The organism is uncultured Solobacterium sp., assembly GCF_963517755.1.
Taxonomy (GTDB): domain Bacteria; phylum Bacillota_I; class Bacilli_A; order Erysipelotrichales; family Erysipelotrichaceae; genus Bulleidia.
Genome location: NZ_CAUQGG010000026.1, coordinates 1 through 13,250 on the forward strand (window position 1 = coordinate 1; position 13,250 = coordinate 13,250).

General features: G+C 38.8%; 13 protein-coding genes and 1 tRNA gene. 12 read left to right on the top strand and 2 right to left on the bottom strand.

Annotated features, from left to right (window positions below; genetic code table 11):
• Both RWM19_RS08835 and RWM19_RS08840 read left to right on the top strand, forming a co-directional pair.
• Positions 1-525: glycosyltransferase (locus RWM19_RS08835; protein WP_399553452.1), on the top strand; the 525-nt coding region annotated here is incomplete at its 5' end.
• Positions 526-629: 104 nt separating this feature from the next.
• Positions 630-1,841, top strand: coding sequence for an aminotransferase class I/II-fold pyridoxal phosphate-dependent enzyme (locus RWM19_RS08840; protein WP_313986120.1), 1,212 nt, complete (start codon positions 630-632; stop codon positions 1,839-1,841).
• A 33-nt stretch (positions 1,842-1,874) separates the two neighbouring features.
• Here RWM19_RS08840 and RWM19_RS08845 read toward each other — a convergent pair.
• Together RWM19_RS08845 and RWM19_RS08850 are read right to left on the bottom strand one after the other, a co-directional pair.
• Positions 1,875-1,951 (bottom strand) — tRNA-Pro (locus tag RWM19_RS08845).
• Between the two features lie 53 nt (positions 1,952-2,004).
• Positions 2,005-2,406, bottom strand: coding sequence for a hypothetical protein (locus RWM19_RS08850; protein ID WP_313986122.1), 402 nt, complete (start codon positions 2,404-2,406; stop codon positions 2,005-2,007).
• Between the two features lie 176 nt (positions 2,407-2,582).
• On the opposite strand from RWM19_RS08850, the gene RWM19_RS08855 reads away from it, so the two are divergent.
• From RWM19_RS08855 to RWM19_RS08900, 10 genes are all read left to right on the top strand, one after another.
• Entirely contained in the window at positions 2,583-3,533 is a 951-nt protein-coding gene (locus RWM19_RS08855) for a DUF2232 domain-containing protein (RefSeq protein WP_313986124.1), read from the top strand.
• The gene (locus RWM19_RS08860) at positions 3,508-5,478 is read left to right on the top strand and encodes a DHH family phosphoesterase (RefSeq protein ID WP_313986127.1); all 1,971 of its coding nucleotides are present in this window, start codon (positions 3,508-3,510) and stop codon (positions 5,476-5,478) included. The genes RWM19_RS08855 and RWM19_RS08860 overlap by 26 nt, the downstream gene beginning before the upstream one ends.
• A complete protein-coding gene (rplI, locus tag RWM19_RS08865; protein ID WP_313986130.1) occupies positions 5,462-5,911 on the top strand; it encodes a 50S ribosomal protein L9 in 450 nt (149 codons plus the stop codon). The genes RWM19_RS08860 and rplI overlap by 17 nt, the downstream gene beginning before the upstream one ends.
• Before the next feature lie 2 nt (positions 5,912-5,913).
• On the top strand, positions 5,914-7,275 hold the full coding sequence (gene dnaB, locus RWM19_RS08870; RefSeq protein ID WP_313986132.1) for a replicative DNA helicase: 1,362 nt from the start codon (positions 5,914-5,916) through the stop codon (positions 7,273-7,275).
• A 14-nt stretch (positions 7,276-7,289) separates the two neighbouring features.
• A complete protein-coding gene (locus tag RWM19_RS08875) occupies positions 7,290-8,795 on the top strand; it encodes a peptidoglycan DD-metalloendopeptidase family protein (RefSeq protein ID WP_313986134.1) in 1,506 nt (501 codons plus the stop codon).
• A complete protein-coding gene (locus tag RWM19_RS08880; RefSeq protein ID WP_313986137.1) occupies positions 8,795-9,616 on the top strand; it encodes an MBL fold metallo-hydrolase in 822 nt (273 codons plus the stop codon). Before RWM19_RS08875 ends, RWM19_RS08880 begins: the two co-directional genes overlap by 1 nt.
• Positions 9,540-10,580, top strand: a complete 1,041-nt coding sequence (locus RWM19_RS08885) for a S1C family serine protease (protein ID WP_313986140.1) — start codon at positions 9,540-9,542, stop codon at positions 10,578-10,580. Before RWM19_RS08880 ends, RWM19_RS08885 begins: the two co-directional genes overlap by 77 nt.
• The gene (rlmH, locus tag RWM19_RS08890) at positions 10,577-11,053 is read left to right on the top strand and encodes a 23S rRNA (pseudouridine(1915)-N(3))-methyltransferase RlmH (RefSeq protein ID WP_294025908.1); all 477 of its coding nucleotides are present in this window, start codon (positions 10,577-10,579) and stop codon (positions 11,051-11,053) included. Before RWM19_RS08885 ends, rlmH begins: the two co-directional genes overlap by 4 nt.
• 121 nt (positions 11,054-11,174) lie before the next feature.
• Positions 11,175-11,441 carry a phosphocarrier protein HPr gene (locus tag RWM19_RS08895; RefSeq protein ID WP_006525883.1) on the top strand — a complete coding sequence of 89 codons (267 nt, stop codon included), beginning with the start codon at positions 11,175-11,177 and terminating at the stop codon, positions 11,439-11,441.
• A gap of 81 nt (positions 11,442-11,522) precedes the next feature.
• Positions 11,523-13,205 carry a phospho-sugar mutase gene (locus tag RWM19_RS08900; protein ID WP_294022538.1) on the top strand — a complete coding sequence of 561 codons (1,683 nt, stop codon included), beginning with the start codon at positions 11,523-11,525 and terminating at the stop codon, positions 13,203-13,205.
• Positions 13,206-13,250 lie beyond the last annotated feature (45 nt).

A 13,250-nucleotide genomic window follows, 5' to 3' on the forward strand; every position in this document is an offset into this window, starting at 1 on the left:
ATTTTATATGATGAACAACCATCTACTTGGAAACAATCTTGGAAACAACGTATGCGTTGGGCAAAGGGATTCTACCAGATTGATGGTAGATACTTGGGTGACTTAACAAAGGGTGTTCTAACAGCTAAGGGCAGACGTCTAGCATTCTATGATATCTTGATGACGGTGTTACCAGCCAGCTTATTAACGATTGCGATTCTGGGTTTTGTATTATGGGTAATGGCTTCTGCTGGATTAATGCCATATTATGTACGACTTGTTTTCCAACGCGAAATGTTGTGGTTTGTGTTTAAGACGATTGGTGGTTTCTGGATATCGTTAATGATCATTGGTGCAATCACCGTTGGTATGGAGTGGGATCGTATCGAGACAAACAACTGGGCAAAGATTAAGCATCTATTGTTGTTCCCGTTATTCTTGTTGTCGTACCTACCAATTTCTATACAGGCATTATTTTCTAAGGTGCATTGGGCTCCAATTGAGCACCATTCTACAGAAGAGCTAAACAAAAAGAACGAACAGTAAAGTGGACAGAAGTGTTCACTTTTTCTCTTTCGATAATGAAATTGTTTGATGTAGGGATTATGATGGTAGTAGAAATATGTATGAATCATAGGGAGGATTCTACGATGAAATATGATTTTACAACGATAATGGATCGTCATGGCAAAGATGCTATAGCGATTGATGGTGTGGGGTTACCAGGAAAACCTGGACTTCCTGATGAGGGATTTGATGTGATTCCAATGTGGATTGCGGATATGAACTTTCCAACAGTTCCTTCTGTGCAGGAAGCGATTATAAAGCGTGTAAACCATCCTGCATTTGGCTATTTTGCACCAAGTGAAGAATACTATCAGAGTATTATTGATTGGCAGAATAAGCGTAATGGAGTGACAGGGTTATTGCCAGAACACATTGGATATGAAAATGGTGTTCTGGGTGGTTTGTTGTCTGCTTTAACAGCTTACGCTGCACCTGGAGATGCGGTGTTGGTGCATAGTCCAACATATATTGGATTTACACATTGCTTAAATAATAATGGATTCCGCATCGTACATAGTCCGCTTGTAAAAGATGAAGATGGTATCTGGAGAATGGATTTTGCGGATATGGAAGAAAAGATTAAGCAGAATCATATTCATGTGGCAATCTTCTGTTCCCCACATAACCCTTGTGGTCGTGTGTGGCAGTTGGAAGAAATCCAAAAAGCAATGGAAGTTTATGAACGTAATGATGTAGTTGTTATCTCAGATGAGATTTGGTCAGATATTATCTTAGAGGGACATAAGCATATTCCTACACAGTCCGCAAATGCATGGGCACATGAACATGTAGTAGCGTTATACGCACCAAGTAAGACGTTTAACCTTGCAGGACTTATCGGTGCTTATCATATCATCTACAATCAGACATTACGTGATCGTATTCGCTCAAAAGCTTCGAAATCTCACTACAATAGTATGAATGTATTATCCATGCATGCATTAATTGGTGCGTATCAACCGGAAGGATATGCATGGTTAGATGAATTGCGTGGAGTGATTACTGGTAATGTAAATTATGCGGTAGAGTATATTAGAGAACACTTTGAAGGCGTAGAACTGATGAAGCCAGAAGGTACTTACATGTTGTTTATTGATTGTGAGAAATGGTGTAAACAACATGGTAAAACGATTGAAGAAGTTGAAAAGGCTGGATATCGTGTGGGTGTAGCTTGGCAAGATGGACGTATGTTTCATGGGCCATACAGTATTCGAATGAATCTAGCGCTACCATTATCGCGAGTAAAGGAAGCGTTTGAACGTTTGAATCAATATGTATTCAACGCAAATTGGTAACAAAAAAATCCGTCAAATTGACGGTTTTTGTTATGGTCGGGGTGACGAGATTCGAACTCACGACCTCTTCGTCCCGAACGAAGCGCTCTACCAAGCTGAGCCACACCCCGATACTCTATTGCATATTATATCAAATAGAGAAAATTTGGAGTGTGAAAAATGATTACTTTGGTCGTTTTATTAAATAGACGATACCGTTAATGACGCTGGTAATAATTGCGAGTACTACATACATTAGCAGAAAGCCAGCGATACCTGCAACAATATCGACAAAGTCCATTGTGCCGGTATGGGTGATTCCTTGACCAATTTCAATCGCAAAGGTAATTACGATAATCAATGTGAAGACATAGACAAATGTTAGCGTAAGGTAGTGGTGACGCTTTGCGAGGAATTTAAAGAGTGGATATACTATCGCAATCATTAAAATTCCTAATATACCAATGACTACAAAGTGTAAGTCTTTATCAGATAATCCGATGAGATTATTATCGTTCCATGTCAAGATTGTGTTGTGGATGGAAGTAATCAGTTCAATGAGAAAATAGAGAATTTTTGTTAACATAGGGGCCTCCTTGGGGAGTATCATAGCAGAAGTTAATACTGTTATGAAAGTGATAAAATGATGAGAGTTTTGATGAAAGCGATTTAGCGAAAGCTAAGGCAATCGAATTTGGCTGATTATGATATAATATTGGCATGCGAAAAGCGACTTTTTATAGTGCTTTTTGGGAGAATATTATGAATCAAAATGTAAGAAAGATTACCGAAGGGGCGATGATGGTTGCCTTGATCGGCGTATTTATGTTAATCGATAGACAATTTCAGGGGACTTTTAGCAGTATGTTTGTGTTCCTGTTACCACTACCGATGGTATACTTTGGGGCTAAATATGGATTGCGTGATAGTTTGATGGTTTTGGTCGCAATTATCTTTGTGTCGTTTATCTTTGCAAGTCCATTTGCGATATTCTTCTTTGTCGCTGAGGCGATTATTGGGTTGGTATATGGATGTGGTATTTATCAGAACGTAGAGAGTAAGCGATTATTGCTAAGAACGATGGTTCTTGGTGGACTTACAGAACTACTTGCGGTTGTTATTAATGTAGCAATTTTTGGGGTTAGTTTAGATGAGTTAGTTTTAGAGTTACGTTCAACCTTTGATATGATGCAGAAAACATTGGGTGTAACATTTGCTGCAAATGTAGATATCAACGTGCTATTACGGAATATATTCTTCGTTAGTACATTGATGTTAGGTGTTCTAGAAGCAATCGTAACGCATATTTCATCGAGACTCTTATTGAAGAGATTACGTATGAAGCTTCCTGAATCAACGCCGCTTTATCTATACTATCCACCAAAGTGGATTGGCTATGTGGCACTTGTTGGAATGTTTGGGTATTTATATGTTGGGTCTGGTTATATTAAAACAGAACCGGCGATGACAATTCTTTCAGCGTTAGGAACGTTTGCTTATTTCTATCTCACAGCGATGGGGGTTGTTGGTCTCTTAGTGATGATTGGACTTCTGGCAAAGGAAAGTCGTAGAATCTTAACATTTGTCGTGTTTATCTTAGCGTTAGCGATGTCATTTCCGGTAGCGCTTTATGGATTTTTATATATTACAACAAACATGCATAAACGAATTGTAGAGGAGGGATATCATGCAACAAAAAATGAGTCGAATTAAACAAGTTGTTTTTGTGGCACTTGCTATCCAGCTTGCGGTTATCATTCTGTTACAGTTGATTTTTAAGATAAATATTTTACCAGGCATCTTAGTGTTAATTGCGGAATCGTTAATTGCGGTCTATTTGTTGGATTATTTCCAATCCGCAAATGAAGAAGAATCCATTGGATTAGAAAAATATTTAGGTGGTTCTTACGCGGATGCGTATCTTGTTGGTGGCGTAGGTATGATGAACTACGATGAAAACTATGTCATCACATGGCAAAGTGAACTCTTTAAGGAAAGAGGACTTGATCGTATTGGTTCTAAATTATTAAATTGGCTACCAGAAGCTAACGATATTATTTCCGGGGAAACGGAAAAGGTAAATGTCACGATTGACCAATATGTTTATGAAATTAGTAAGCGTGAAAATGCACCGACGATTTTCTTTAAGGATATTACGTTATTAGATAAGTATCGTGGTAAGTATAATGAAGAACATGTTGTGCTTGGCTTGGCTAGTTTTGATAACTATGAAGAGAGTACGATGTATGCGGATGATGCGGATATTGCAAATATCAATGCGACAATTCGTACACCACTCAATGAATACTTCCAAAAGTTTGGTGTCTTCTTAAGAAGATTAAACAACAATCGTTATTTATTAGTACTCAATGAGAGGATTTATCGTGAGATTGCGGCAGATCGTTTCTCAATCTTGAACATCGTACGTAAAGCATCACAAAAAGCTGAAGTATCTATCACATTGTCTATGGCTTTTGCCAAGGGTAGTTCAAACTTTGCGGAGCTAGATGAGACAGTTACGAAGTTAATGGACCTTGCGCAAACGCGTGGTGGTGACCAAGTTGCGATTCAGGTCGTTGGTGAGGATGTAAAGTATTTCGGTGGTTCTACAGAAGCAGCCGAGAAGAGAAGCCGTGTACGTGTACGTGTTATGGCACACGCATTACGTGACCTCATTCAGCATTCTTCCAACGTTATTATCTGTGGACATAAAAACGCAGACTTCGATTGTATTGGTTCCGCAATCTGTTTATCGAAGATGGCATCCGCTTTTAATAAGCCAGTTAGTATTATTGCTAGGACTGGTGGTATTGAAGAAAAGTTAGATGCGGCAATGAAAGAGAACGAAAAAGAACTTGCAGAGGACATCACGTTTGTAACAGAAGGTGAAGCTATCAACCAACTCAAGGATGATACACTCGTCATCATGACCGACCATCACAACATTCTACAATCGAATGGCGCAAAGCTCTTAGAGATGGCAGAACGGATTGTGGTAATTGATCACCATCGTAGAAGTACAGATATGGGTGTAAAACCAATCCTGATTTATATCGAAGCAGGTGCTTCTAGTACTTGTGAAATCTTGACGGAAATGATTCCGTTTATATCAAGTAAAGTGGATATTTCTGAATTAGAAGCGACATTCATGCTTGCAGGTATGACGATTGATACACGCAAGTGGCGTGAAAGAACTGGCGTACGTACATATGATGCGGCCAGTGCTTTACGTAAACTTGGTGCAGATCCTCAAGTAGCGTATGATTATTTGAAAGATACTTATGATGAGTTCGTGCTAAAGAGTGCGATTATGAATGCAAGTGAAAGATATCCGGATGGTATCGTGATTGCGGCTGTTGAAAATGAGAAGATTACACGTTCGATTATGAGCCAAGTTGCGGATAGTTTATTGAGTATCCAAGATGTGAAGGCAGCCTTTGTGATTGCCCAGGATAAGAGTACAGGAATCAATAGTATTTCTGCTCGTTCAAATGGTGAAATCAATGTACAGGCAATTATGGAAGCGATGCATGGCGGTGGTCATATGACAGCTGCCGCAACACAACGTAAGGATGCGACAGTCAAAGAACTAAAAGAAGAGTTAATTAATATTATTGAACAGCAGAAGAAGGAGGCAGAAGATGAAAGTAATTCTTAAACAAGATGTTAAAAAAGTAGGTAAGCGTGGAGATATCGTCGATGTATCTGATGGTTACGGAAGAAATTTCTTAATCGCAAGAGGCCTTGCGGTTGCGGAATCTAAGGCTAGCTTAGAAATCTTAAAGGAACAGAAATCAGAAGAAGCTGCACTAGAAGCACAGCGTGAACAAGAAGCGCATGAAAAAGCTGCCTTATTAGAAAAGACAGTAGTTACTTTCACCGTGAAGTCTGGTAAAGAAGGAAGAGTCTTCGGCTCTGTTTCTACAAAGCAGATTGTAGAAGCTTTGAATAAACAAGGCATTATTATCGAAAAGCGCAAGATTATTGATACAGAACCGATTCATAGTCTTGGCACAACAAGAGTAAAAGTTGAATTACACAAGAATGTAATCGGTACGATCGTTGTGAAAGTACTGGGAAGTGAGAACTAAGTATGTCACGTGTATTACCTTCTGCCCCAGAAGCGGAAGCTAGTTTGCTGGGAACCATGCTTGTATATCCAAGTTCTTCTCGTACAGCATTAGAAGAAGGGCTTGAAGCTGACGATTTCTTTATCGAAGCCAATCGTCGGATTTATCATGCATGTGAAGAACTATATCAAGAAGGAACGCAAATTGACTCTACCACTGTTGCGACACGTTTAAAGGATACTGATCTTTTAGATAAGTCTGGTGGAATGGAGTATATTCTAAACTTAATGAACGCAGCAGTAACGAGTGCAAATACACTAACATATGTGAATTTGATTCGAGATAAAGCGATGATGCGCCGTATGATTGAAGCGGCTGAAAGGGTTGCGGAAGAAGGTTTTAGTGGACAAACAGATTTAAATGATTATTTAGATCGTTCCGAGAAAGAAATCTTGAATGTGTCTCGTAATCGTAAAGCTGGTGAGTTTAAGAATCCAAATGATGTCTTAAATGAAGTGTTGAAGACGATTCGTGCAGCCGCAGAAAATTCATCTGAGATTACTGGCTTAAAGACAGGTTTTAATGATTTGGACCGCATTACGCATGGTTTACAGCGTGGTGATATGATTGTTTTGGCTGCGCGCCCATCTATGGGTAAGACAGCGGTTGCGTTAAATTTAGCGATGAATGTTGCGTTAATCCCACAAGCACAGAAGGGTGCGATAGCGATTTTCTCACTTGAGATGGGTGCAGAACAGCTCGCGATGCGTTTATTGAGTGCGAAGAGTCATATCCAAGGTGATAAGTTAAAAACAGGTCGTTTAACCAATGAAGAGTGGAACCGTATTAACGAAGCTTCATCAGAGTTAAAGGCTTCCAATATCTATATCGATGATATGGCAGGAATCAAGATTCCTGAAATTTTCTCCAAGTGTCGTCGATTACAGGCAGAGCATGGATTAAACATGGTTATGATTGACTATATTCAGTTAATTAGTGGACCATCAGATCGTACTGGCGGAAATCGTCAACAGGAAGTATCTGATATTTCGCGTAGTCTAAAAGCTCTTGCGCGTGAATTGAAGGTGCCTGTTGTGGCATTATCACAGTTAAGCCGTAGTGTTGAAGCGCGTGAAGATAAGCGTCCTATGTTAAGTGACTTGCGTGAATCTGGAGCGATTGAGCAGGATGCCGATATCGTTATGATGTTGTATCGTGAGTCTTACTATAACGAAGAAGCAAAAGAACAAGCAAAAGAATCTGGAACAGAGCGTCTAGAAATCAATCTTGCAAAGCACCGTAATGGTGCGACAGGTAGGGTATATGTAGCGTTTGAGGCAGATACTAACGCACTCTATAACATTGCCCCAAATAAACCACAATAATGAAGGAGGAAGGCATGAAAAACTTGATTGCTGTAACAATATGCTTAGTGTTATCAATCGCAATTGTTATCGTGCCTTCTTTTTTCTATCCTTCTTTTGAAGGAATTGAAGCTGGCACAGTAGGTAACTTTAATCAGACTATAGAAGTAACGACTTCTGACGCACATAAGATTTATAAATTATATGAAGATCAGAAATTGATTGGTATCATCAAAGATAAGACTTATATGGATGAACATCTAAATACCGTATATAAAGTAAAGTATGCAAGCATGTTTCCAAATACACATATTGGGATTGCGGATAACATGTATCTTGTAGAAGAGATGAGTACAAATATCTATACAGATGTAGACGCAGAAATCATGCAGTATTTAGATGATCATTCTCTATATAGTGTTGCCTGTAAATCAATTTCTTTCTCGGATAATAATGAAGAGTATGCAAGAATCTTTGTAAAGTCAGAAGATATCTATCAAGAAGCTTTACAAAAGTATCTTTCTTATTTCATCGATGAAGATACATTAGAAGCCATTCACGAACATCATGCAATTTCAAACCTAACGGAATATGGTGTGATGACAATGGGCTTTAAAATCAATGAAGCAATACAGATTGCGGATGCCTACGCATCCGTTAAGGATATTAAAACCACGGAAGAAGAAGTATTACATTATTTATCCTATGGTGATAATGAAAATCTAGTATATTACACGGTTGAAGAAGGAGATACGCTAGATTCGATTGGTTTACAGAATTATGGGTTAACTGCTGAACAGTTACTGCGTATTAATCAAGATGTTATTAAAGATAGCAGTCAACCATTAACTGCAGGTACAAAACTCTGTGTGACTTACTTCACATCTCCAATCGATGTGTATGTTTATAAACAAAGACTACAGAAGGAAACATTGTTCTATAAGACTTCTGTATTAGAGGATAATACTGTTGAAAGTGGTCAAACAGTTGTCAGACAAAGTGGTGCAAATGGTTCAAAGAACGTGCTTTACCATGAAACATGGGTAAATGGAGTACTCAAAACAGGAACAGAACTTTCATCTGTTGTAACAGCAGCTGGACAAGATGAAGTTGTAGCAATTGGAAAGAATACTGATTTGGGAATTGGTAGTGGTAGTTTTGCCTATCCGGTTGAACATCCTGAAATCATCTGTGAATATGGTTGTTATGCAGGATTTGAGTCGATTGATTTTATCAATCGATATAATCGATGGGGCAATGTTATGGCTGCTGATACTGGGGTCATCAAAGAAAAAGGTTATACAGATGAATTAGGAAACTATGTCATTATTGACCACCATAATGGCTATCAGAGCGTATATGGTCATCTATACTTACCGTGTACACTGGAAGTTGATACAGTTGTAAGAAAAGGTGATGTCATTGGTAAGATTGGTATGACTGGAAAAGCGACAGGACCACATGTGACATTTAGCTTATTGCAGAACGGTAAGTCAGTGAATGCATGTTCTGCATTAATGGATTGCGAGGGTTTGGACTGATGATGGACTTTGCACTAATGGCGAGTGGCTCAAAAGGGAATAGTTTTGTAATTGTGGATGGTACTACAAAAGTTATGATTGATTGTGGTACAACAAAGAGATATTTATTTGAGCACTTAAAAGAACTACAGATATCATTAGATGATTTGGATGCAGTGTTGATTACACATAATCATTCTGATCATATCTCACAAATTAAGCACTTTGCCTCACTACCAATCTATTCTCCAATTGAAATACCAAAGATTGATACTTTCTACGTAAAGCCTGGGTCTTCGTTTACAGTTGAAACTTTACGTTTTACGCCAATTGCGTTATCGCATGATGCGTTAAATACAGTTGGATATATCGTTGAAAATGGAGTTGAGAAACTTGTATATATTACGGATACTGGCTATATCAATGAGAAACATATTCCACGCATCAAAGATGCGGACTATATTGTGTTAGAGTCAAATCATGATGTACAGATGTTGATGGCGACAAGTCGTCCACAGTTTACGAAACAAAGAATCTATAGTGATACAGGACATTTATGCAATGAAGATTGTGCAGCTGTTCTTGATAAAATCGTGACAGAGAAGACAAAGATGATTATTCTTGCGCATTTAAGTGAACAAGCAAATACACGCAAGAAAGCACTTGATACAACAGTACATGCATTACAAAATCATTCTGGATTACTACATAAAAATCTGCTTGTGTGTGCAGCAGGCCAGTATGAGATGATTAGAAAGGGTATATATGATGAAAAAGTTGATGCCGGTAGCGTTAGCGCTATTATTGGTATGGAATCTAGTCCTGACAATGATGTTGATTAGGAATCTGCAGAAGAATAATACAGGCAATAGTTCCCTTGAAGATATGAATAGTACAAACTATACGACATCTGACTATACGAGTGCGATTGAAAAGAGCAGAAGTAGTGTGGTTACGGTTGAAAGCGATGGTTCTTACTATAGTGGAATTATCATTGCAAAGGAAAAGGAAACAGTCCACATTTTAACAACTGCAAAGGCAATAAAGAATGGTAACCCAAACGTTGTGTTTGATAGTGGTGTACGTATTAGTTCTACCGTGGTTGGCGATGATTCTGAAAGTGGTATAGCGCTTATCCAAGTAACGATAAATTTTGAAGTAAAACCTTTTACGTTTTTAGATACAACTGCTTTAGCACAAGGTGCGAATGTAGTTGTAATGAGTGGTAGAAACCTAACGACTGGTAGTGCAGTTGTTAGTAGTGGTATTGTTTCAGAACCTGGTGTTTGGCGAATGAATGGTACGACAACTTGGCTATCTTCCATGCTAGAAATGGATACACCAATCACTTCGATTCAAGAGGGTGGTGCAGTGATTGATTTAAATGGATCGCTTGTTGGTGTTGTTGCGAGTCAACCATTCCAAGGTAATTCTCGTATGGAGTATGCAATTACTGCTAATGAAATCAAACTGATTTACAACGCACTTAAAACAAATGGAAAAGTTACACGCGGTGCGTTGGGTGTTGTGGTGCGTAATGTATCAAGTATGCTTGCATATGAAAAGAGTGCACAGGGTATTAACATTGATATGAAGACTGGTGTATATGTTCAAACAGTTGTTGAGAAGAAGGATGCAGGAGATGCTCTTCAAGTTGGAGATATCATTACAATGATCGATGGAATCGAAATGTCTTCCTATCAAGATGTGCTTGCGAGAATGTACATGCATTCAGCTGGTGATACTGTAAATGTATCCATCATCCGTGGTGGTGAAAGTAAGCAGATTGGTGTGGTTTTACAATGATCAAGATGATTGCCTGTGGCAAACTAAAAGAGAAGTGGATGAAGGATGCTATCGCAGAGTATGTAAAGCGTATCCGCCCTTACGATAAAATTGACGTTATAGAAGTGCAGGATGAAAAAGCACCAGAGACAAACTCCGCTGCTGAAAATGAACAGGTAAAGGTGATAGAAGGGCAGCGGATATTAAAAAATATCCGTGATGATGAATATCTGATTTTACTAGATCTTGCGGGTGTGGATATCGATTCTATCGCGCTAGCGAATAAAATACAGGATTGTTATAATCGTGCTAGAAGTAAGATTACATTTGTGATTGGTGGTTCTTTGGGACTAAGCAATGAATTGATTCAGCGTGCTGACTTCCGTTGGCGTATCTCTAAGGCAACCTTTCCACATCAACTTTGTAGAATACTAGTAGTAGAACAAATCTATCGTAGTTTTCGCATTCTACATAACGAGCCATATCATAAGTAAATTTCTAAGATAGAAATATTGTATCGAATTGCAACTTCTATATATGTAACCGCTTGTATCTGAAACAAGTATGTTATAAAATACAGATATAGTAAGTAAAAATTATCAGGAGGATAAACCAATGAAAGAAATTACTGTTACAGTTGTTGACCCAGTAGGATTACATGCACGTCCTGCTACAGTTGCTGTAAATGCTGCAAGCAAGTTTAAGAGTGAAGTGAAGGTATCTTACAAGGGCCGTACAGTGAATATGAAGTCTATTATGGGTGTTATGTCACTTGGAATTCCTACACAGTCTGAAATTACAATTTCCTGTGAAGGTGATGACGAAGATTCAGCTGTTAAGACAATTGAAGACGTATTACGCGCTCAAAAAGTTATTGCTTAATAGATAACAATAAGGGGAGAAAGATGTTTTGACATCTTTCTTTTTTATTATGCTAAAATAAGATTAAGGAGCTAAAAAATTATGTATTTAGATGAATATAAGCGTTGGCTTTCTGCAAACTTAATCGATTTTGATTTACATGCAGAATTAGCTAGTATTGAAAATGATGATGAAGCAATCAAAGAAAGATTTGCGGTAGCTTTGAAGTTTGGTACAGCTGGTTTAAGAGGTACTCTTGGTGCTGGCACAAACCGTATGAATATCTGGGTTGTTCGTCAAGCAACACAGGGTGTTGCGGATTGGGTTAAGACCCAAGGTGGTACACAGACTGTTGCGATTAGTTATGATAGCCGTTTAAAGGGTTGGACTTTTGCGAAGGATGCGGCTGCAGTACTAGCTGCAAATGGTATCCATGTTCGTCTATATGATGAACTAATGCCTGTACCTGCTTTGAGCTTTGCGACAAGATACTATCACTGCAATGCGGGTATTATGATTACCGCATCACACAATCCTGCAAAATACAATGGCTTTAAAGCATATGGACCAGATGGTTGTCAGATGACAGATGATGCGGCTGCGATTGTATATGACCAGATTCAAAAGACAGATGTACTAACTGGTGCGAAATACATTACTTTTGCGGAAGGCGTAGAGAAGGGGTTGATTCAGTTTGTTGGAGATGATTGCAAGGAAGCACTTTATCAAGCAATTGAATCTAGACAAGTTCGCCCAAATCTTTGCAAGACTGCAGGTTTGAAACTTGTGTATTCCCCATTAAATGGTACGGGTCTTGTGCCTGTAACACGTGTGTTACGTGATATGGGTATCACAGATATTACGATTGTTCCTGAACAGGAATATCCAAATGGATACTTTACAACCTGTCCTTATCCAAACCCTGAAATTTATGAAGCCTTAGAGAAGGGCTTGGAACTTGCAAAGAAGGTTGGTGCTGATTTGATGTTGGCAACTGATCCTGACGCTGACCGTGTAGGAATTGCGATGAAGTGTCCAGATGGTTCGTACGAACTCGTATCTGGTAATGAAATGGGTGTACTTTTACTAGATTATATCTGTGCTGGACGTATTGAGAAGGGTACAATGCCGAAAAATCCAGTGGCTGTGAAGTCTATCGTATCTACACCTTTAGCAGATTTGGTTGCGAAGCACTATGGTGTTGAACTACGTCATACATTAACAGGTTTCAAGTGGATTGGTGATCAGATTGCACAACTTGAAGCGCATGGTGAAGAAGAACGTTTCATCTTTGGCTTTGAAGAGAGCTATGGTTACTTAGCTGGTTCTTATGTACGCGATAAGGATGCGATTGTTGGATCCATGTTAATTTGTGAGATGGCTGCGTACTATCGTAGTATTGGATCTTCCATCAAACAGCGTCTAGAAGAAATTTACGCACAGTATGGACGCTTTCTCAACAAGGTTGATAGCTATGAGTTTGATGGTCTATCTGGTATGGATAAGATGGCTGGTATCATGAATACATTACGTACTAATCCACCAGTAGAATTTGCAGGACGTAAGGTTGTTTCTCTAACAGACTATAACAAGCCGGAAGAGACAGGTTTACCGAAAGCAAATGTACTTATCTTTGGTTTAGAAGATGGGGCTACAGTTGTTGTCCGTCCTTCTGGTACAGAGCCTAAGATTAAGACATACTTTACAACTTTAGGTAAGGACTTGGCTGAAGCACAGAAGGAAAAGGATGAGTTAGCAGCAGTACTTAAGCCTTTATTCTCCTAAGAATTAGAATATAGATAGATGCAGGTTGATATCTGCATCTTTTTT